Genomic DNA, 19965 nt, shown 5'->3' with positions numbered 1-19965 from the left:
AGCTCCCTCGCCACGTTGGGTAATGGCGTTTGGGCGATACATTTGTATCGACGTTATTTTCGCCCAAGCTGCCCGTCTGTCCCATGAAACGCCTGCCCCAGCGCCGCCAGTCGCTCCGCCAAGGGCGGCAGGCATTGGCTGCTGCGGGTCAGCACGCCGATGTTGTCGGCGTTGCGCTCGGCCACGGCCTGCACGGTTTGCAGCCGCTCATTGATGCCCATTGACGCCGCGGACTGTTGCTGGGTCGTGCTGGCGATCAGATCGTTGAAATGGTTGATCACCGCGATGTCTTCCACGACGGCATGCAGCAGCTGGGAGGCCTGCTGGCTGGCGGACACGCAACGCTCGACCCCTTCGCGACTGTCTTGCATGGCGATGGCGGCCTGGCGGCTGCCCTGTTGCAGCTTGGCGATGATCTGCTGGATTTCCGTGGTGGATGTCGAGGTCCGTTGTGACAGCGTCCGGACCTCGTCGGCCACCACGGCAAATCCGCGCCCCTGCTCCCCGGCGCGGGCCGCCTCGATGGCGGCGTTGAGGGCCAGCAGGTTGGTTTGCTCGGCGATGCTGTTGATCACGTCCAGCACCTGGCCGATCTGCTGCGCCTGCTCGGCCAGCAGTTGCACGGTTTCATTGGTCAGGTTGATGCGCCCCGCCAACTCGAGAATATCTTCGCGGGTCTGGTCAACGGTGGTGCGCCCCCGGTTGACTTGCTCGTTGGCCTGTCCGGCGCGTTGCAGCGTCTGGCCGACATGGCCGGTAATATTTTCCATGGCCTGCATCAACTGGCCGATCGCGCCGCTCATCTGTGCCACTTCGTCCAACTGGTGCCGGGCACCGTTTTCCAGGGTCTGGCCGACCTGGGACAAGTCCTGGCCGAGGTCCGATAGCTGACGGGTATCGCGCACCACGCCGTCCACCAGGTGGGTCACTTGCTCGAGGAAATGGTCGAAACGCTCGCCGGACGAGACTTTCACGCCCTGGTTGCGTTGTGTACCGGGGTCACGGCTCAACTGCGCAGCGGCGGCCAGCACCTTGTCGAGCACGTCCTGGTTGTCCGTTGCATCGGCCAGGCTCTGGTTCGCCAGGTAGATCAGAATCACGCTTTCGACAACGACATAAAAGGCATGGACGAAAATCATCGTCCATCCACCGTGGGCATCCATCACGAATACCGGGTATCCAAGATGCTGGAGCCAATGGAAACCGACATGGTGGATGGCAATGGTGGCGGCGGCCACGACGATCGGCAGCCAGTCGCGATAGAACGTCAACACCGCCAGCAGCACGAAGATGCCGAAGTGGAACTCGATCACGCCGCGGGTCTGGTTGATGTGCAGCGCCGCCATGACCATCAGCGCCATGGCGATGATGCAGCGCATGGCACGGGTGCCGCCAAGGCCGCGGTAGAGCAGCGTGGCCAGCAGGCACGTCGGTGCACCGATCAGCAATGCCTGGGTCAAGGTCGAATGAAGAAATGCCAGGCCCAGCGAATACAAGAGCGTGAGCCAGAGCAGCCCGAGCATGATGCGATCGGCTTTGCGGTAGTGATCGTTAAAGCGCAGGGGCGATTTCATCGGGGCTGTCCTTGTCATGAACGGGTGTCCATCGTCGGCGTATCGACGTCTCGGGACGAAACTGTAGCGCATTGCAACCAATTAATGGCAATTAGCTACCAACCTTTTTGTTCAGCTTCTTTGCTTTATGATGGCGCGATTCCGAATCCCTGACTGATGGAACCACCATGACTTTCGATTTCGACCTGGTGTTCGAACGCCACGGCACCGGCAGCACCAAATGGAGCCGCTATCCAGCCGAGGTATTGCCGATGTGGGTGGCCGATATGGATTTCGCCGCGCCGCCAGTGGTCATCGATGCGCTGCGCAAGCGTCTTGAGCACCCGATGCTCGGCTACAGCGTGGCCCAGGACAACCTGCGCGCCGCCATCGCGGCGGATCTGTGGAGCAAATACGCCTGGCGCGTCGAGCCGCAGCAGATCCTGTTCCTGCCGGGGGTCGAGCCGGGCTTCAACATGGCGTTGCACGCGCTGGTCGAGCCGCAGCAGCACGTTGTGGTGCAGGTGCCCAACTACCCCCCGCTGCGTCACGCGCCGGGCCATTGGCACCTGAACAAGGTGGAGCTGGCGTTCACTCCGGTCGATGGCGAGTTCCATACGCCCCTGGCCGAACTGCGCGACGCCTTGCGCGGCGGCGGTGCGCTGTTGCTGAGCAACCCGCACAACCCGCTGGGCAAGGTGTTTGGGCGCGAAGAACTCAAGGCCGTGGCGGACATCTGCCTGGAGCAGGACGCCTGGATCATCTCCGATGAAATCCATGCCGAGCTGTGCTTCGATGGCCGCGTGCACATCCCCACCGCGTCCCTCAGCCCGGAAATTGCCGAGCGGACCATCACGCTGATGTCGGCCAGCAAGGCCTACAACATCGCAGGGCTGAAGACTTCGTTCGCGATCATCCAGAATGCCAAGCTGCGCGAGCGCGTCAACGGCGCCAGGGCCGGCATGGTCGACAGCGTCAACGCCCTGGGCCTCGAGGCGACCCGTGCCGCCTACAGCGAAGCGGGCCCGTGGCTCGACGCGTTGAAAGGCTACTTGCAGGCCAACCGCGATTATCTGGTCGAGGCGGTCAAGACTCGCCTTCCGGGCATCACCATGACCGTGCCCCAGGGTACTTACCTGGCGTGGCTGGACTGCTCCGCGCTGGGGCTGGACGATCCGCAAGGGTTTTTCCTGAAGGATGCCAAGGTTGGACTGAGCGCCGGGCTGGATTTTGCTGACGACGCGGGACAATTCGTGCGCCTGAACTTCGGTTGCCCGCGGGGGCTGCTGGAAGAAGGAATCGCACGGATGGAGCGCAGCCTCAAGGCCAGGGGCTGATCAGATCGTCCCGTGGCGAGGGAGCTTGCTCCCGCTCGGTTGCGTAGCGACCGCAAGATCTTGGGGCTGCTTCGCACCCCAGCGGGAGCAAGCTCCCTCGCCACGAGAGCGGATCACTTTAGACCGGGGTCAGTCATGCATATCCGGCGTATGCACGAAGCACAGTTTGTTTCCCTCCGGATCCCGGCAATAGGCGCCGTAGTAATCCTTTGAATATTGCGGCCTTAGGCCCGGGGCGCCTTCGTCGAAGCCGCCCATGTCAATCGCCGTCTCCCAGGCGTCGCGTACGGCCTGCTGCGAGTCGGCGGCGAAGCTGACTTGCATGCCGTTGCCCCACGTGGCTGGCAGGCCATTGATGGGCACCTGGACGAACACCTGCGGCCAATGTTTGCCGGGCTGATGCCAGCCTTCCCCGGGCGGGCCCGAATCGTCTTCGCTGGGCATGCGCTCCAATCCCAGGCAACCGAGGATGGCATCATAAAACGCGACCATTTTAGTCAGGTCACGTGCACCGATTTGTATGTGACTGAACATGCCCTTCTCCTTTCAAGCCGTATCCCGTTTGGAGAATACGGCGTCGCCTGTGTTCACCGATAGCCCCTGGGTAGTCGACGAAACGCCTCTGCCACGCTCATCGATTGTTGGGGAAATCCGACCGAACTCTGGTCAAAAACCCGCAGTCCACCCTCCATCGCAACCACTTGGATGGAGAACGACAATGGCCAACTACCCAACCCCACCTTTCCCAAAACAAAGCCAACCCGTGCCCGGCAGCCAACAGAAGATGGACCCGTACCCGGACTGCGGCGAACAGAGCTACAAAGGTTCCGGGCGCCTGGCGAACAAGATCGCCCTGATCACTGGCGCCGACAGCGGCATCGGGCGCGCCGTGGCGATTGCCTTCGCCCGAGAAGGCGCGGACGTAGCGATTTCCTACCTCAATGAACATGAGGATGCCAAGGAGACCGCACGCTGGGTCGAAGATGCCGGCCGCCAGTGCCTGTTGCTGCCCGGTGACCTGGCAGATAAGGGGCAATGCCGCAAGGTCGTCGATGAGACCGTGGCGCGCTTCGGGCGCATCGACGTCCTCGTCAACAATGCCGCGTTCCAGATGACCCACGAGACCCTGGAAGAGATCCCGGACGAAGAATGGGTGCGCACGTTCGATATCAACATCACGGCGATGTTCAGGATCTGCCAGGCCGCCGTGCCGCACATGAAGGCCGGGGGTTCGATCATCAATACCACCTCGGTCAACTCCGACATGCCCAAGCCGACGCTGCTGGCCTACGCCACCACCAAGGGCGCCATTGCCAACTTCACCGGTGGCCTGGCGCAAATGCTCGGGTCCAAGGGCATCAGGGTCAACAGCGTCGCGCCAGGACCGATCTGGACGCCACTGATTGTCGCCACCATGCCCGAAGAAGAGGTGCAGAATTTCGGTTCCCAGACACCGCTGGGGCGTCCTGGCCAGCCGGTGGAAGTGGCGCCGATTTTCGTGCTGCTGGCGTCGGATGAGTCCAGCTACATCTCCGGCTCGCGGTATGCGGTGACGGGCGGCAAGCCGATCCTCTAAAGCCCGGCTGCCTCCTGTGGCGAGGGAGCTTGCTCCCTCGCCACTAAAGCGCTCAGGCTCACTCCTCCTTGGCAATCACCGAAATCTTGCCGTTGCGCTCGATAATCGCAAACTTGATCTGCTCCAGGGTCTCGATGCCCTGGCTCGAACGTGCCGCCTCCATGATGTCCGCCTCCACCAGCCGGGCGTGGCGCATGCGCCCCTGAAGGATGCGGCCGTCCTCGACGATGATCGTCGGCCCACCGTCGATCAGCCGCGACACCCAATTGGAGCGCAGCTTGAGCAACGAAAATCCGACATCGATGGCGATCAGCGTGACGATGACCATGAACGCGTTGGTCAGCGAGAAATCGTCCCCCAGCAGCGCCTGCTGGGTAGCCTCGCCAATGATCATCAACAGGACGAAATCGAAGGTGGTGATCTCCGCCAACGAACGTCGGCCGGCGATCTTGAACAACACCATCAATACCGCATACATAGCGGCCGCTCGCAGTACCGAATCCATACGTCACCTAAGGGAAGATGAATTGATTGAAGCTCACTGTCGCCCCGCCAGGAATAACGATGCGGCTGTGATAAGTCCCGAGGCCTTCGCTGAGCAATGACAGGTGCAGGTTGGCCTGCCCTTGGCCATCCGCCTGGATCCAGAGCTTTACACCCTGCCCGGCAGCAGCTGAGCGTATGGGCTGCGGTTGCACGCTCTGGACATCGAACGCATCCAGCCAATCGCCTCCGAGTTCGACTTCCAGCACCGCGTTGGGCGCGCCTTTGAGACGCAGGACCATCGGATTGGTCGAGCCGTTGCGATGGAACGCCTCGTATTCGACGGCAATTGTGCCGTCGGCGCTTTGCAGTTCGCGGCTGCTCAACGGCCCGCGGGAAAACAGCCCGAGCAAAGTCAGGATGACCAACAGCACCAATATGTACCAGCCCACCCGCTCGAACCGCCAGACCTTGTGCTGGAACACCATGTCTTCGCGCACGGGAAATTCGCGGCTACGGTGGTCGTCCTGCTCCCATTGATCGGTCATGGGCGCACTCTCCTAGCGGCGTTCGCCCGCCACGGCACGTTGGTGGTAATTGGGCAACTGCTGCAAGACGTACTCGCTGGCCTGCAGTTGCACCTGGTGACGGTCGCCGAAGAAGCGTTCCTGGCGACTGAACAGCGCGCGCTGGCCGTTCACTTGGAACGCCCAGGCAAAGCAGATCGTGCCGGCGGGTATGCTGTCCTTGTCGTCCGGCCCGAGCAGGCCCGTGGTGGCGACGGCGACGTTGGCGTTGGCGTCGTGCAGCGCGCCAAGGGCCATCTCCTCGGCGACTTCGCGACTGGTGAGATTGAAGGTGTCGATGGTGCGCGGCTTGACGCCGAGCAAGCGCTGCTTGGCCTCGGGGGAATAGACCACATAGCCGCTTTCGATCAGCGAACCGCTGCCCGGCACTTCGGCCAGGAGCGTGACGATCAGCCCAGCGGTGCAGGACTCGGCGGTGGTCAGGCGCAGCTCATGCTCGCGCATGTAATCAACCAGGGATTGGGCAACAGTCATGGCATACAGTCCTTCATGGATGCTGTTGGGTTGACCCCTGCCGTTTTGAATCATTCCCTTTATCGCCCCGCCTCCCCGACCGGGCAAATAAATGAAACCCCTGCCCAATCCTGTACCTCATAACGGTATGAGCCTCACGCAGAGGCTGTCCCTGATCAGGAGGTCGTCATGTCTGTACTTTTCGTCAAACTGTTCACCCATCCCGAGTTCGCTTGGGTGGACATTCGCGAGCAGGAACAGGCTCATCCACACCACTACCTGGCCCATCTGCTGTTGCTCGCACTGATTCCGGCGGTGTGCCTGTTCATCGGCACCACTTGGACCGGTTGGAGCCTGGCCGAGAACGAAACGGTGAGGCTGAGTCGCGCCAGTGCATTGCAGTTATGCGCGCTGTTGTACCTGACCATTGTCGTTGGCGTCACGTTGATGGGGCTGTTCATCCGCTGGATGTCGCGCACGTTCGAAGCTCGCCCCTCGATCAACCAGTGCATCGGATTCGCGGCCTACACCGCTACGCCGTATTTCCTCGCCGGGATCTGCGGACTCTATCCCAGCCGTTGGCTGGCCGTGGCGGTGCTGCTGGCGGCGTCGGCCTATTCAACGTTCTTGCTGTTCGTCGGGCTGCCGAAATTCATGAACCTGAAGAAGGAACAAGGCCTTTTGTACTCGGCCAGCGTCTGGGGTGTCGGCCTGCTGGTGCTGGTGACGATCATGGTGGAAATGATCCTGCTGTGGTTCAACTACTTGCAGCCGGAGTACCTTCGCGTGCCGGTAGGCTGATCCGCCTTGAAGGCGCACAATGCCTGAAGGGGCGGTTTTGCAGGCGTCTGTTTTCGCAATCTTCGCGCAACCCGACTATCCTGCGAGTTTTTGTATCAATGAAATCGAGTCGGCAGCGCCGGACCGCCCCGCCGCCCTTTAAGGCCAAACTTATATGTCATCTCCTAGCAAACGCTCTCCCAACGTGCCACAACGACGAGAGCTGAGCCCCAGCGAATTGGACTTCCCCGTAGTGGGAATCGGCGCATCCGCGGGGGGATTGCAGGCCATCAAGCAATTTTTCGAACACATGCCCAAGGACAACGGCATGGCGTTTGTCATCGTCTTGCACCTGGCACCTGATCATCAAAGCATTGCCGACAAGATCATCCAGGAATCCACTCGGATGACAGTGCTTCAGGTCACCGAGGCGGTGCCGATCGAGAAAAATTGCGTCTACGTGATTTCCCCAGGCCATCAGTTGCTGATGAATGACGGGTACTTGAACGTCACACCGGTGCAACGCCATGGCGGGCACGTGGCAATCGATCTGTTCTTTCGTGACCTGGCCGACGTGCATAAGGAACGGGCATTCTGCCTGATCTTGTCGGGGACCGGCTCCGACGGCGCGGTGGGGTTGTCGCGTATCAAGGAGCAAGGTGGTGTGACCATTGCCCAGGCTCCCCAAGATGCCGAGTTTGATGGCATGCCCCAAGCCGCTATCGACACCCAGATGGTCGATCTGGTGTTGCCCGTGGTGGAAATGCCACAAAAGCTCCTGGAAATATGGCGGAACTCCCAGGCCATTCGCCTGCCGACCGCCAACGACCCCGAGATCCACGCCCAACCACCGACCACCGAACGCGAGTTGCTCATCGCCGAACAGTCGCTGCAGGACATCCTGGTGCAATTGCGGTCCGGCACCGGCCACGATTTCAAGCACTACAAGCGGGCCACCGTACTGCGCCGCATCGAGCGGCGCATGCAGGTCACGGCCCAGCCGGACCTGAGCGCCTATTACAGCTATCTGACAAACCATCCGGAAGAAACCAAGGCCCTGCTGGGCGACCTGCTGATTGGCGTGACCAATTTCTTTCGCGACCGCGATGCGTTCGAGGCCCTGGAACGGGACGTCTTGCCCCTGCTGCTGCAACCGGTCGAGCCGGCCAGTGCGCCGCCCGAGGAAATACGCGTCTGGTCGGCCGGCTGCTCCACCGGTGAAGAAGCCTATACCCTGGCGATGCTGGTCAGCGATCAACTGCAACACGAGAACAGCGCGGCCAAACTGCAGATCTTCGCCACCGACATTGATGAGCGCGCCATAGCCGTCGGGCGTAACGGCGGCTACCCGGAAGCGATCATTACCGATGTGCCGCCGACGCGCTTGCGCCAGTACTTCATGAAGGACGGCGCGTCTTATCGGGTGCGCAAGGAAATCCGCGAGCGCGTGCTGTTCGCCAAGCACAGCCTGCTGTCGGATCCGCCCTTCTCCCAGATCGACCTGATCGTCTGCCGGAACCTGCTGATCTATCTCGACCGCGAGGTGCAACGCGAAATCCTGCAGATGTTCCACTTTGCCTTGCGACCGGGCGGCTACCTGTTCCTCGGCTCTTCGGAATCGGCCGATGCCTGCCACGAACTGTTCAGCCCCGTGGACAAGCGCAACCGGATCTTCCGGGCCAAGTACGGCACCGCCAGCAGCCGCCGCACGCCGACCATGCCCCGTGGCGGCTACGTGCGCAGCACCGCCTCGCCGGCCGCGCCGCTGGCACCGGTGGTGCGGAAAGTGTCATTTTCCGATATCCACCTGCGCGCCATCGAGCACGCCGCCCCTCCCAGCATGATTGTCGATGCCAACGCTGACATCCTGCACATGTCCGAAAGCGCCGGTCGTTTCCTGCGCCATGTAGGCGGCGAGCTGTCGCGCAATTTGCTGACCTTGGTCAACCCGCAACTGCGCCTGGAGATCCGCACCGCGCTGTTCCAGGTCCACCAGAACGGCCAGCCGGTCAAGTCCCGCCAGGTCAACCTGGAGCGGGACGGACGACGCTTCCTGGTGGATTTGCTGGTGCAGCCTTATCGCGACGACCAGTCCGACGGCGAGTTCGTACTGGTGCTGTTCGAGGAGGAGGAAGTCGATCCCGTCCTGCAGGCCGATGCCATCACCAGCCAGACTGAAAACCAGGTATTGGCGACCCTCGAGCGCGAGCTGCAGCGGACGAAAGTGCACCTGCAGGACACGATCGAGCAGGCTGAGGTATCCAGCGAGGAACTCAAGGCCTCCAACGAGGAAATGCAGGCCATCAACGAGGAGCTGCGCTCGGCCACCGAAGAGCTGGAAACCAGCAAGGAAGAGCTGCAGTCGATCAATGAAGAACTGTTGACGGTCAACTACGAGCTCAAGACCAAGGTCGAAGAAACCGACAAGATCAACGATTACCTCACCAACCTGATCGCCTCCACGGACATCGCCACGGTATTCGTCGACCGCAGCATGCGTATCAAATGGTTTACACCGAGGGCCACGGATATTTTCAGCATGCTGCCGGTGGACACCGGCCGCTCGCTGTTGGACATCACTCATCGCCTGGACTACCCGGGCATGGCCGCCGACGCCACCCAGGTGTTCGAGTCGTTGAACATGATCGAGCGCGAGGTCAGCAGCAACGACAGTCGCTGGTACATCGCCCGACTGTTGCCGTACCGCTCCAGCGAGGACCATATCGACGGCACCGTGCTGACCTTCATCGATATCACCAAGCGCAGGTTAGCTGAGGAGGAGCTGCGCATAGGAGAAGAGCGCATGCGCCTGGTCGCCGAAAGCACCCGGGACTACGCCATCATCCTGCTGGATGAGCATGGTGTGATCACCAGTTGGAACACCGGGGCGGAGTTGATCTTCGGCCACACCAAGGCTGAAGCCGAAGGGGCCTATTACGATTTTCTCTTCACCCCTGACGACCGCGCCCTTGGCGCTCCGGAAACCGAACTGAGCACCGCCCGCCTCAACGGCCGCTGCGAAGATGAGCGCTGGCACCAACGCAAGGACGGCAGCCGTTTTTATTGCAGCGGCGAAGTCACGCTGCTCAAAGGCGACCATTTGCAGGGCTACGTGAAAATCGCCCGTGACCTCACCGGCCACAAGCGCTTGCACGAGGAGCAGACCCAGCGGCTGATGGAAACCCAGAACACCAGCCACCTGAAAGATGAATTTTTCGCGGTGATGTCCCACGAGCTCAAGCACCCGCTGAACCTGATCCAGCTCAACGCCGAATTGCTCCGGCGCCTGCCGGTGACCAAGACCGTCAGCGCGGCGGCCAAGGCCGTCAACACAATCTGCGACGCGGTCACCAGCCAGGCGCGGATCATCGACGACCTGCTGGACGTGGCGCGGGTGCGCACCGGCAAGCTCAAGCTCAAGCGCCAGGCAGTCAACCTTGCCCGCGTGCTGCAAGACATCTACACCGTGGTGATCAACGACAACCACCCGAACAAGGTCACCCTGGAATTACCCGAAGGCCCCGGCAACGAGCTGATCATCAACGCCGACCCGACCCGGTTGGAGCAGATCATCTGGAACCTGGTAAACAACGCGCTGAAATTCACCCCCAGCGGTGGTCGCGTGCAACTCGTCGCCAGCCACGACGGCCACATGGCGCGCCTGGACGTGAAGGACTCGGGCGTGGGCATTGCGGCGGAGCATCTGGGCGAAGTGTTCGACCTGTTTGGCCAGGCCGAGACCCAGCACGCCACGCATCAACGCGAAGGGCTCGGTATCGGTCTGTCCCTGGTACGGCAGTTGACCGAAGCCCATGGCGGCAGTGTCGAAGTCAAATCCGAAGGGCTGGGCAAAGGCTGCACGTTCACCATTCGCCTGCCGTTGAGCAACGCCGTGATGGTCCCCGAACCGCAAGCCTGCGAGGAGCAATCCGGACGCTTGAGCGGCATGACGGTGCTGCTGGTGGATGACTCACCCGAGGTGCTCGATACCCTCAAGCTCCTGTTGGAGATGGAAGACGCCCACGTCCTCGCTTTCGACCAGCCGCAGGAAGCCTTGGAAGCAGCCAGGGACGCCCGTTTCGACGTAGTGATTTCGGACTTGGGCATGCCCGTGATGAACGGCCATGAATTGATGGCGGCGTTGCGGCAGTTGCCCCACGTCAAACATATCCCCGCCATTGCCCTGACCGGCTACGGCGCGTCCATCGACCTGAAAAAATCCAAGCAATCGGGCTTCGACCAGCACATCGGCAAGCCGGTGTCCTATGACGAGCTGATCGACACGATCGAGCAGTTGCGGCGTTCGCAGATCTATTAGAGGGTAGCTGGAGGCTAAAGGTGCTTGGTGGCTGGAACGGCTCTTGGGCGAGGGAGCTTGCTCCCGCTGGGCCGGTCCGACGCCTCGGGCGCAGCAGCCCCAAGTACTTTGCGGTCGCTGCGCAACCGAGCGGGAGCAAGCTCCCTCGCCACAAAAGCAAACCGACCGCGAACACATAGGGGCTATTCAGCGGTTTTTTTCATGCCGATCCGCCGGCGCATCTCGGCGGTGATGCTCTGGCGGGTTTTCTTCAGATCCGCCCACGGCTCATGCCCGATCTCTGCCAGACGCTCGTGGACGTTGTGCACGTTCCATAAGTTGGCGCCCTTGAGTTCGGCCATTTCCTCGCGGTAGATCGGCACCGACACCGGCAGCCCCTCGCGGGTCCGAGCAGCGTAGGCGCAGATGGTGGTGGCGCCGAGGCCGTTGCGCAGGTAATCGATGAAGATCCGCCCTACCCGGTTTTTCGGCCCTGAAACCGCCGAGAAACGATCAGGCAACAGCTTGGCCATGTGACTGACGATGGCGTGACTGAAACCCTTGACCTCGTCCCAGCCGAGTTTACGCGTGAGTGGCACCACCACGTGGATGCCCTTGCCGCCGCTGGTCTTGAGAAACGCCTTCAGGCCCAGCTCATCGAGCACCGACAAGGTCAACTGTGTGGCTTCCACCATGCTTTTCCACGGCAATGCCGGGTCTGGGTCGAGGTCGAGGACAAAGCGATCTGGCTTGTCCAGGTCGATGGACGTTGCGTTCCAGGTGTGCAATTCCACGGTGCTCATCTGTACCGCGCCAATCAGCGCTTCGGCGTTATTGATGATCATCACTGGTTGCCCGGTCAGGTCCTCGTCCAGGCTGGTGATGCCCGGAATGCCCAAGCGCTCGGGGTTCTTCTGGAAAAACAGCTCGCCGGCAATGCCATCCGGCGCCCGTACCAACGCCACGGGACGGTCGGCCAGCTCCGGCAGGATGAAGTCGGCGACGCTGGCGTAATACTCGGCCAGCTGCATTTTTGTCGTGCCGCTGGTCGCATCGATGATCCGGTCCGGATGGGTAATGCGCACCTTGCCCTCCAAGGCCGGCGCCTGGGTGGTCTTGGCCTTGGCTTTTGCCTTGGCGGGTGCCGGTTCCGCTTCGTCCTTGGCTGCGGTTTTTTTCCTCGCGGCTTTTTCGACCGGTTTCGGCAGCTCCTGGGTAATTGCCTTCGCCGGCTTGTCGTTGCGCAAACCGTGAAACACCGCGTGGCGCACCGAACCTTCCTTGGTCATTTCGGCAAACGCCACTTCGGCCAGCAACTCGGGCTTGAGCCAGTGCACGCCCTTGGCGTCGTAGCCGGTGGGCGGGTTGACCACGGCAGCTTTTTTTGTCTCCAGGGGCAGCAACTGCTCGTAGATGCTTTTCAGCGTGGTTTCGTTGAACCCGGTGCCAACCTTCCCGGCGTAGCGCAACTCCCCGCTGTCGACGTCATGCAGGCCCAACAAGAGCGCGCCAAACGCGCTGCGGGCGCCCTTGGGGTCGCTGAAACCGACCACGACGAATTCCTGGCGATTCTTGCACTTGAGCTTGATCCAGTCGTTGCTGCGGCGCGACACATACGCACTGCCCTGACGCTTGCCGATCAACCCTTCCATCTGCATCTGGCAGGCACTGTTGAGCAACGCCTCGGGGGTTTCCTCGAAGGCATCGGAGAAGCGCAGCAGCGGATCTTCGTTGGGCTCGAGCACGGCGGCCAGCGCGGCCCGGCGCTCTTGCACCGGGACTTTGCGCAAATCCATGCCATTGAGGTACGGCAAATCGAACAGGTAATAAGCGATCTTGCCGCTGCTGCCGGCGTCGAAGGCGTTTTGCAGGGCCTGGAAGTCCGGCACGCCTTGCTCATTGGCGACGACCATTTCGCCGTCGAGCCAAGCCGATTCCAATCCCAGCCCGGCCAAGGCCGCGGCCTGTTTCGGCAGTTTGTGGGTCCAGTCGTGGCCGTTGCGCGTGATCAAGCGCACATCGCCGTTGTCGATGCGCGCCATGACCCGGTAGCCGTCAAACTTGATCTCATAGAGCCAATCACCACTGGGCGCGCTTTCCACCAAGGTCGCCAGTTCCGGCTTGAGGGTCTCGGGGATCGGGCCGGCCACCGCGCCGCTGAGGGTGGTCTTCGCGCTTTTTTTCGGGGGCTTCGGTTTGGCGGCTTTTTCCGGCTGCTTCACGGCTTTGGCCGCGGCGGCCTTGCCCCGGCGCTTAGGCACGATGGTGCGATCGCTGAGCACGCTGTCCGGCTCGGCCTCGACCACGTCGTACTCGCTTTCCGGCCGAGCTGCGTCGTCCTGGTGCTTGATCAGGAACCATTGTTCCTGCTTCCCCGGCATGTGGGTGCGCACCAGGTTCCACAGGCCGGCGAGTTTTTCCCCGCGCAGTTCGAACTTGAGCCGGCCCTTTTCGTAGGCTTCGTGCACATCGCCCTGTGGGATCCACACGCCACGGTCCCAGACGATCACCTCGCCGGCACCGTAGTGTCCCTCCGGGATGCTGCCCTCGAATGTGGCGTAGTCGATTGGGTGGTCCTCGACGTGTACGGCCAGGCGCTTGACCTTCGGGTCCAGGGACGGCCCCTTGGGCACCGCCCAGCTCTTGAGCGCGCCGTCCAGTTCCAGGCGAAAGTCGTAATGCAGTCGCGTGGCGTCGTGTTTCTGGATGCAGTACTGCAGCGCGTGGGCGGTTTTCGCCGACTTGCGCGAGCGCTTCGCCGCCGGCTCCGGGGTGGCGGCGAAATCGCGCATGCGGTTGTAATCATCAAGGGTTTTGCTGGTCATGGGCCACCTGCAACTTGCGCAAGGGTGGGATCGGCCACGGGCATGCCCGCGGTTTCCGACAGCAGTTGATCAACGACCCGGCTCAGGGCCTGTTCAATCGAGTCCCCCAGTAGCAAGCCTTGTTCATAGAGCACAACCTGACGATCGGCGCTGGTGCCTTCCTGGATGATCCGGCGGGCTTGCTTGAAAACGTCCTGCACGCCCAGCGCCGTCGCGGTGTCGGCAAAGGTCTGCTCGGCCAGGTTCAGCCATTCGCCGATAAGCATGGGTTGATCCTGCCCTTCAACGATGAACTCCGCGAGGATGCCGTGGCGCTTGGCCCGGTAGCGGTTTTCCTTGAGGATCCAGTGGGACATCAGGCTGTAGCCGGCCCCCGGTTTGGGCTGGGCAATGGCATGGGCCACCATCAGGCGAAACAGCGATACCAGACACAAGACATCGTCGATTCGCGGGCAGGCATCGCAGATGCGCAGCTCAAGGGTCGGATACCGCGACGAAGGCCTGAGCACCCACCAGCAGTCGCTGGGCTGGCGAATGGAACCGGTGCGCGTGAGCATGTCGACGTAGCCATTGAATGCCGGCTCGTCTTCGAAAAACTCCGGTATACCCATTCGTGGCCATTCATCGCAGGCCACTTGGCGATAACTGCTGAAGCCGCTGTAGGCGCCGTTCCAGAACGGCGAAGAGGCACTCAATGCCAACAGCATCGGCAGCCAGGGCAGGACTTCGTTCATGATCCGGACCCGGTCTCGACCGGTCGGCACCTCTACGTGTACGTGCAGGCCCGACAACACACTGCGTCGCGCCACCCGCTGGTAATCGTCGAACAGTTGCTGGAAATGCAACTCATCGGTGGGCTGCAAGCCAACGGTGGTCATCGGATGAGACCCGGCGCTCAACAATCCCAGGCCATGGGGTGCGAGGCGTCGCGTCAGGCCGCTACGCACCTGGGCCAGGTAATCGGCCGCCTCGGCCAGGCTCTGGAAGATCGGCGATGCCATCTCCACCTGGCTCAGGAACATCTCGTGGGCAAAATGTTCGCCCAGCTCCTCCCGGCATGCAGCAACCGCTGCCGCGGGCGGCTGGTCGGGCATGCGCCGGGTTTGCAGGTCGGTGATGAAATATTCCTCTTCAATGCCGAACTTCAGACGCCTGTTCATCGATGTTCCCTCCGATACCCGCACCCGTGCGGGTGACAACCAACGCCACCACGGCGATCCTCTCCACGTCCTGGTAACCCGGGGTCAGCAATTCCTCGCCGAAGACGTCCGGGTCCAATTCCCTGTAGGTCCAGCCGAACTCGGCCGAGTCGCGCCACGCGCCCAGGGCTTCGAGGAACGGATCGCGGCCATCGACCATCGCCACACCGGTATAGAGCACCAACGAACCGCCAGGCGTCAGCCGGGGCAACGCCTGCTCGACGATGCGCAGCGACAACCCGGCGCCCAGTGTTCCGCCGCCGTGGCGGTAGGCACGCTCGGCCGGGTCGGCCATGTAAGGCGGATTGGCGACGATCAGGTCGAATCTGCCTTCCACGTCTTGCAGCACATCACTGTGGGCAATCTCGACGTTCGCGACCTCAGCCAGCGCCGCGTTGACCGCGCACAGGCGCAAGGCCAAGGGATTGATGTCCACCGCCAGGACCTGAGCCTCGCGCCGGGCACGGGCAATCACCATCGCCCCGACGCCGGCACCGCAGCCAATGTCCACGGCCCGATGCACCGCGCTGAAGTTCTGTTGCAGATGAGTGTGGATCAGTTGGGCAAAACGGTAGCTGTCCGGGCCAAAGAAAACCGCGTCGGTAGCCTGCGTAGGAAACGGCGAATGAGCGAACAACATGCCGTCCAGGCTCGACCAGCGCACGCGGCTGTAGAGCTGGCCATCGCGCGCTTCGAGCACTTGGGCGTCCTGCAATTGGCGCTGTTCGTCGGCAGAGATCAGCCCCGGCGCAAACGGCCGCGACCAACCGAACACGTCCCTCAAGGTCTTCGAACGCTCGTTACCGGGCCGTTGGTTGACCCGTTCGTGGGTCAACGGTGTCGGGGTGATAAAACGGTAGCCGTCGGCATGCAGGCGGCGACCCAGTTGCAACAGCGCCAGGTCAGGTTCGGACAGGCGATCTTCCTGATTCATGCAGGGCTCCTAACGAAGGGCGGATTTGAGTTCGATGAAGCGGCGGGTCGCCAGCAACCCGGCCGGATGGCTGTGGCAGCGGGCCGAAAGCCAGGGCGCGAGGATCTGCATCTGCTCGTCGGGCGCCTTGCCCCGCAGCGCTTGCTGCAAGTTCTGCACATCTGGATCCTGCGCTGGCGTCGCTGGCTCATGGGCCGCGCCATGACTGCGACGGGCTCCGGGGCGACCACGCTCGTCCAGCCAGTCGCCGGCGATCCAATCGTGCAGCAGCTGTTTCTCATAGGGGCTGAACACCCCGAACATCGCGGCGCCGGCGCCTTCGATGAGGGTCCAGAACCGGCTGTTTTGCGGGTCTTCGTGACGCCGTATCCAGCCTTTGCCTTGCATGGCCTTCAGGAAGCCCTCCAGTTGCCCAGGTTCCGCGAGCCATTGATTGACGGTCTTGCCGTCGAATTTGCAGTAGTCGGAATGCATGTGCTGGCCGAACGGGCGCTTGCGCTCGAGCATGTCAAGCAGTTCGCGTTCCAGGTCAAACGACTCGATGACCGCACGACTGCCCTGGCCCAGATCATTGAGGCGATAACCCCGGGTGACCCGGCGCCAGAACGATTCGCGGTTCGCCTCCATTGGCATCAACTGCATCAGCGACTGCACGGCTTTGTGGGCGTGGCCGGTGCTGGCGTTATCGATGGTCACGTGCAGGGTGAAATAATACGGGTCAATGTCGAGTTCGCTCAGCTCGTAGGCGCTGATCAACAGGTGCAGGGGCAGTTGTTCGTAGCCCAGGTTATAACCAATGACTTCGGGCAGATAATCATCGCCGGCGTAGCCGAGGGCCAGTTGCATCGCGCCTTGCAGGTAGCGATCGTCATCGATGTCGGGCAGGTCCGGCAGGCCGTGCTCGGCGAGCAATTTGCGGTAGAGCACCACATGGTTCTGTGCGGGCACGCCGTCACCGAGTTCTTCCAGATAGGTGCACAACAGCCCCTCGAAACGGTGGTCATGCCAGTGCTTGAGCACACCGTACAACCAGGCGCCGTCCACCAGTTTGGTCGGCGCCACGGCCTGGAGGAAATACAAGGCGTGGGCCTTGCTGGTGAAGAACTCCCGACGGCCGCCGTTTTTCCGACGTTCCAGGTAATCGGCATATTGCCGGGCCACGTCGGCGCTGTGCTGCTCGACCCAGGCAAGCAACGCCGCAGGGTCGTCAGGCATTTCCTGAGGCAGTGCGCCGGCCTGTTCGAGGCAGGGTTGCAGGAAGGCCTGGGCGACCGCCTGTTTATCAGCATCGTCGGGGCCCTGCAGCAACCGCTCGTAGCATTGGCGCACGTTACCGACAGTGGGGAATGGCTGCGCGTCGGCAGGCCGGGATTGAAGGGGTGTCAGCGCAGTCATAAGGGCCTCTTGGGTTCTCGGCAGGACGCTGGATCAGTACGTCTCTTCCTTTGCAGAGCCCTGTGCGGGGGAAAAAATTCCCCACAATCGAAAAGCGGCCGGATAAACGGAACCGCCCTCAGAAACGCGGAACCCTCGCTTCGCTCCGGCCCTCGAACCTTAGGCAACACTCAACGCCTCTATGTCGCGAGGTGGCCTTTGCCACAGGGAATCGTAGTCATTGGCGCCCGGCATAGCGTTATCCCAAGGAGCAACCATGATCTTCACCGTGTGGGTGGCCGTGCTCGGAGCCGTGTTGCTGACCCTGGCCCTGACATCGTCCTACCTTCGCTGGATGCCGGTGACCACCTCGGCGGTGTGCCTGGCGCTGGGTGTCGCCATCGGGCCGGCGGGGCTCGGACTGCTGAGGCTGGATGTCGATGATTCCTCGGTCTGGATGGAGCACCTGACCGAAGTCGCCGTGGTGTTCTCGCTGTTTGTCAGCGGTCTCAAGCTTCGCCTGCCGCTGAAGAACCGCAGCTGGCGTGTGGCCTATGGTCTCGCCGGTCCGGTGATGATCCTGACCATCGCCGGTTTGTGCCTGGTCCTGCACTATCTGTTTGGCCTGGGCTGGGGTATTTCGCTATTGATCGGCGCAATGCTGGCTCCCACCGATCCGGTGCTGGCGGCCCTGGTACAGGTGAACGATGCCCGCGACGATGACCGCGTGCGCTTCGGCCTGTCCGGAGAAGCCGGACTGAACGACGGCACCGCGTTTCCCTTTGTCATTCTTGGCTTGCTGATGCTGCGCGAACCCGACGGCGGCTTTCTCGCTGAATGGGCTTTGCGCAATGTCTTGTGGGCCGTGCCGGCGGGCTTGCTGATTGGCTATTGGCTGGGGCGCGGCATCGGTCGATTGACCTTGTCGATGCGCATCAAGAACGCCGACAGCACCTTATCGCCCAATGACTACCTGGCCCTGGCCTTGATCGCCCTCGCCTACGTCGCGGCGGAAGCCGTCCAGGGCTACGGCTTTCTTTCCGTTTTCGCCGCTGGCCTGGGGCTGCGTCAGGCCGAGGTCGACTCCGGCGATCAAGACGCGCCACCGGCCGAGCACCTGGTACAAGCGGTGGTCGGACACGAAACGGTCGATCCCGAGCAGGCGGTGGTGGGCGACGCGCAGGGGTTGGACGACGGCCAGGTGGCAGCCGGTGTGATGATGAGCGACATGCTGGCGTTCGGCAGTCTGGTGGAGCGGTCCATGGAGGTCTTCCTGGTGACGCTCTTGGGGGTCGTGCTCGCCAGCCACTGGGATTGGCGCGCCTTGATCGTCGGCGGACTGCTGTTCGTGGTGATACGCCCGTTGAGCGTGCTGGCGATGCCTTGGGGGCGTTTATTGAAAGGACCGCAACGGCTGTTGATCGGCTGGTTCGGTATCCGTGGCATCGGCAGTCTGTTCTACCTGTTCTATGCCTTGAACCATGATTTGCAGCCGGAGGTCGCGGCGCTGTGCATCGACCTCACGTTGTCGGTGGTAGCGCTGAGCATCCTGGTGCACGGGGTCAGCACCCAGCCCGCGCTGGCCTGGTATGAGCGCCATAAAGCGAAGCCCGACGACTAGCCACCGGGATCGCTGACCTGGATATACACCGAGTACACCCCCAGCAGCACCCAGAACGCGGCAAAAATCCAAGGCGTGCGCAACGAGAACAGCAGCGACTTGCGATAGCCCTTGTGCGTGGACTCGCGCTCGCTGAACAGCGGCGATTCATCGTAGGCCAGGCCCATCAGTGGTTCACTGCGCAGCAGTTCGCTTTGCTTGAAATGCCAATGATCGATGATTTCGTAGGCGGCGCGGATGCCCGGCCAGGCATTGAGCGAACTGAGGAAACCCAGCAGCGCCAGGAATGGCGGCACGATCAGCGTGAACAGCTTGCCCCACTCCGGATTCAGGTTGGCCATGCAGGAGGCGAAGGCGATCACCAAAAACGACTGGGCGGTCAGGTAGGCATCGGTTCGATTGGCCAGGATGCTGGTTTCGTACTGGATTTCCCGACGGTAAAAGTCCAGCCGTTCCTTGGGCGAGCCGAACAGCTTGGCGTTGTGCTCGGTGAGTTCTTCTTCCGGGGTCTGGCGGGTAAGGATTCTGGGCATTGCGCAAGTTGTCCCTCGGCGTGGTAGAGGGCCATTAGAAGGGAGCGCCGCGAGGCAAGTTCAAGCGGATGGACCAAAGGTCCAAGGAAACGCTACGGCGCCGTTGGGGTCTTTAAAGGCAACGAGGGCAAGAGGAAAAACCGCGTGGATTATCTGGGATGGGTCCAATGGCCCGCGATGGGGGTAACGGTGCTGGCCGCATGGCTGATCGGCTCACGCCAGCCGCGCCGGCGGGTGGCGGGATTCAGCTGTTTTATCGTCAGCAATATTTTGTGGGTGGTGTGGGGCCTGCATACCAGCGCTTACGCGCTGGTCGTCTTGCAGTTCTGCCTGTGTGCGATGAATTTGCGGGGGTTCAAGAAAAATACACAATAGTTCAAGTGCGTGGCGCCCATGGATTCATGGGGTCGCTA

The 19965-nt window shown here is 62.0% G+C and carries 16 protein-coding genes; 6 read left to right on the top strand and 10 right to left on the bottom strand.

Translation table 11 applies throughout. The annotated features are described in order from the left end of the window. Positions 1–53: 53 nt before the first annotated feature. Positions 54–1574, bottom strand: a complete 1521-nt coding sequence (locus HU806_RS04855) for a methyl-accepting chemotaxis protein (RefSeq protein ID WP_186610294.1) — start codon at positions 1572–1574, stop codon at positions 54–56. A gap of 167 nt (positions 1575–1741) precedes the next feature. On the opposite strand from HU806_RS04855, the gene HU806_RS04850 reads away from it, so the two are divergent. Continuing rightward, the gene (locus tag HU806_RS04850; protein ID WP_186610293.1) at positions 1742–2890 is read left to right on the top strand and encodes a MalY/PatB family protein; all 1149 of its coding nucleotides are present in this window, start codon (positions 1742–1744) and stop codon (positions 2888–2890) included. Positions 2891–3019: 129 nt separating this feature from the next. On the opposite strand, the gene HU806_RS04845 is transcribed toward HU806_RS04850, so the two are convergent. After that, positions 3020–3424 (bottom strand): VOC family protein, encoded by a 405-nt coding sequence (locus HU806_RS04845; protein WP_186610292.1) that lies wholly within the window; start codon positions 3422–3424, stop codon positions 3020–3022. A 184-nt stretch (positions 3425–3608) separates the two neighbouring features. Here HU806_RS04845 and HU806_RS04840 point away from each other — a divergent pair, with 184 nt between their 5' ends. Then, entirely contained in the window at positions 3609–4466 is an 858-nt protein-coding gene (locus HU806_RS04840; RefSeq protein WP_186610291.1) for an SDR family oxidoreductase, read from the top strand. Positions 4467–4524: 58 nt separating this feature from the next. On the opposite strand, the gene HU806_RS04835 is transcribed toward HU806_RS04840, so the two are convergent. The 3 genes from HU806_RS04835 to HU806_RS04825 are packed head-to-tail and all read right to left on the bottom strand — an operon-like array spanning position 4525 to position 6010. After that, positions 4525–4971 carry a DUF421 domain-containing protein gene (locus HU806_RS04835; RefSeq protein WP_186610290.1) on the bottom strand — a complete coding sequence of 149 codons (447 nt, stop codon included), beginning with the start codon at positions 4969–4971 and terminating at the stop codon, positions 4525–4527. Positions 4972–4978: 7 nt separating this feature from the next. Continuing rightward, positions 4979–5497, bottom strand: a complete 519-nt coding sequence (locus HU806_RS04830) for a hypothetical protein (RefSeq protein ID WP_186610289.1) — start codon at positions 5495–5497, stop codon at positions 4979–4981. A gap of 12 nt (positions 5498–5509) precedes the next feature. Next, positions 5510–6010: a CinA family protein gene (locus tag HU806_RS04825; protein WP_186610288.1), complete on the bottom strand. Its 501-nt coding sequence runs from the start codon at positions 6008–6010 to the stop codon at positions 5510–5512. 168 nt (positions 6011–6178) lie between these two features. Here HU806_RS04825 and HU806_RS04820 point away from each other — a divergent pair, with 168 nt between their 5' ends. Further along, a complete protein-coding gene (locus tag HU806_RS04820; RefSeq protein WP_186610287.1) occupies positions 6179–6790 on the top strand; it encodes a Yip1 family protein in 612 nt (203 codons plus the stop codon). 154 nt (positions 6791–6944) lie between these two features. Continuing rightward, on the top strand, positions 6945–11087 hold the full coding sequence (locus tag HU806_RS04815; RefSeq protein WP_186610286.1) for a CheR family methyltransferase: 4143 nt from the start codon (positions 6945–6947) through the stop codon (positions 11085–11087). Between the two features lie 182 nt (positions 11088–11269). Here the strand turns inward: HU806_RS04815 and ligD are convergent, their stop codons facing one another. The 4 genes from ligD to HU806_RS04795 are packed head-to-tail and all read right to left on the bottom strand — an operon-like array spanning position 11270 to position 17419. After that, complete coding sequence (ligD, locus tag HU806_RS04810) at positions 11270–13891, bottom strand: DNA ligase D (protein ID WP_186610285.1); 2622 nt, start codon at positions 13889–13891, stop codon at positions 11270–11272. Beyond that, positions 13888–15051 carry a carboxylate-amine ligase gene (locus tag HU806_RS04805; protein WP_186610284.1) on the bottom strand — a complete coding sequence of 388 codons (1164 nt, stop codon included), beginning with the start codon at positions 15049–15051 and terminating at the stop codon, positions 13888–13890. The genes ligD and HU806_RS04805 overlap by 4 nt, the downstream gene beginning before the upstream one ends. Further along, positions 15023–16024 (bottom strand): N5-glutamine methyltransferase family protein, encoded by a 1002-nt coding sequence (locus HU806_RS04800; protein WP_186610283.1) that lies wholly within the window; start codon positions 16022–16024, stop codon positions 15023–15025. Before HU806_RS04800 ends, HU806_RS04805 begins: the two co-directional genes overlap by 29 nt. A gap of 9 nt (positions 16025–16033) precedes the next feature. Then, complete coding sequence (locus HU806_RS04795; protein WP_186610282.1) at positions 16034–17419, bottom strand: iron-containing redox enzyme family protein; 1386 nt, start codon at positions 17417–17419, stop codon at positions 16034–16036. A 256-nt stretch (positions 17420–17675) separates the two neighbouring features. On the opposite strand from HU806_RS04795, the gene HU806_RS04790 reads away from it, so the two are divergent. Then, complete coding sequence (locus HU806_RS04790; protein ID WP_186610281.1) at positions 17676–19019, top strand: cation:proton antiporter; 1344 nt, start codon at positions 17676–17678, stop codon at positions 19017–19019. Here HU806_RS04790 and HU806_RS04785 read toward each other — a convergent pair. Then, entirely contained in the window at positions 19016–19552 is a 537-nt protein-coding gene (locus HU806_RS04785; RefSeq protein ID WP_186610280.1) for a hypothetical protein, read from the bottom strand. The two genes, HU806_RS04790 and HU806_RS04785, sit on opposite strands and share 4 nt — an antisense overlap. A 144-nt stretch (positions 19553–19696) precedes the next feature. On the opposite strand from HU806_RS04785, the gene HU806_RS04780 reads away from it, so the two are divergent. Next, the gene (locus tag HU806_RS04780) at positions 19697–19927 is read left to right on the top strand and encodes a hypothetical protein (RefSeq protein ID WP_186610279.1); all 231 of its coding nucleotides are present in this window, start codon (positions 19697–19699) and stop codon (positions 19925–19927) included. Positions 19928–19965: the final 38 nt, after the last annotated feature.

The organism is Pseudomonas sp. SWRI154, from assembly GCF_014268645.1.
In the GTDB taxonomy this organism is placed as follows: domain Bacteria; phylum Pseudomonadota; class Gammaproteobacteria; order Pseudomonadales; family Pseudomonadaceae; genus Aquipseudomonas; species Aquipseudomonas marvdashtae.
Note: the sequence above shows the minus strand (reverse complement) of the source record. Positions and strands in the feature narration are given on the sequence as shown.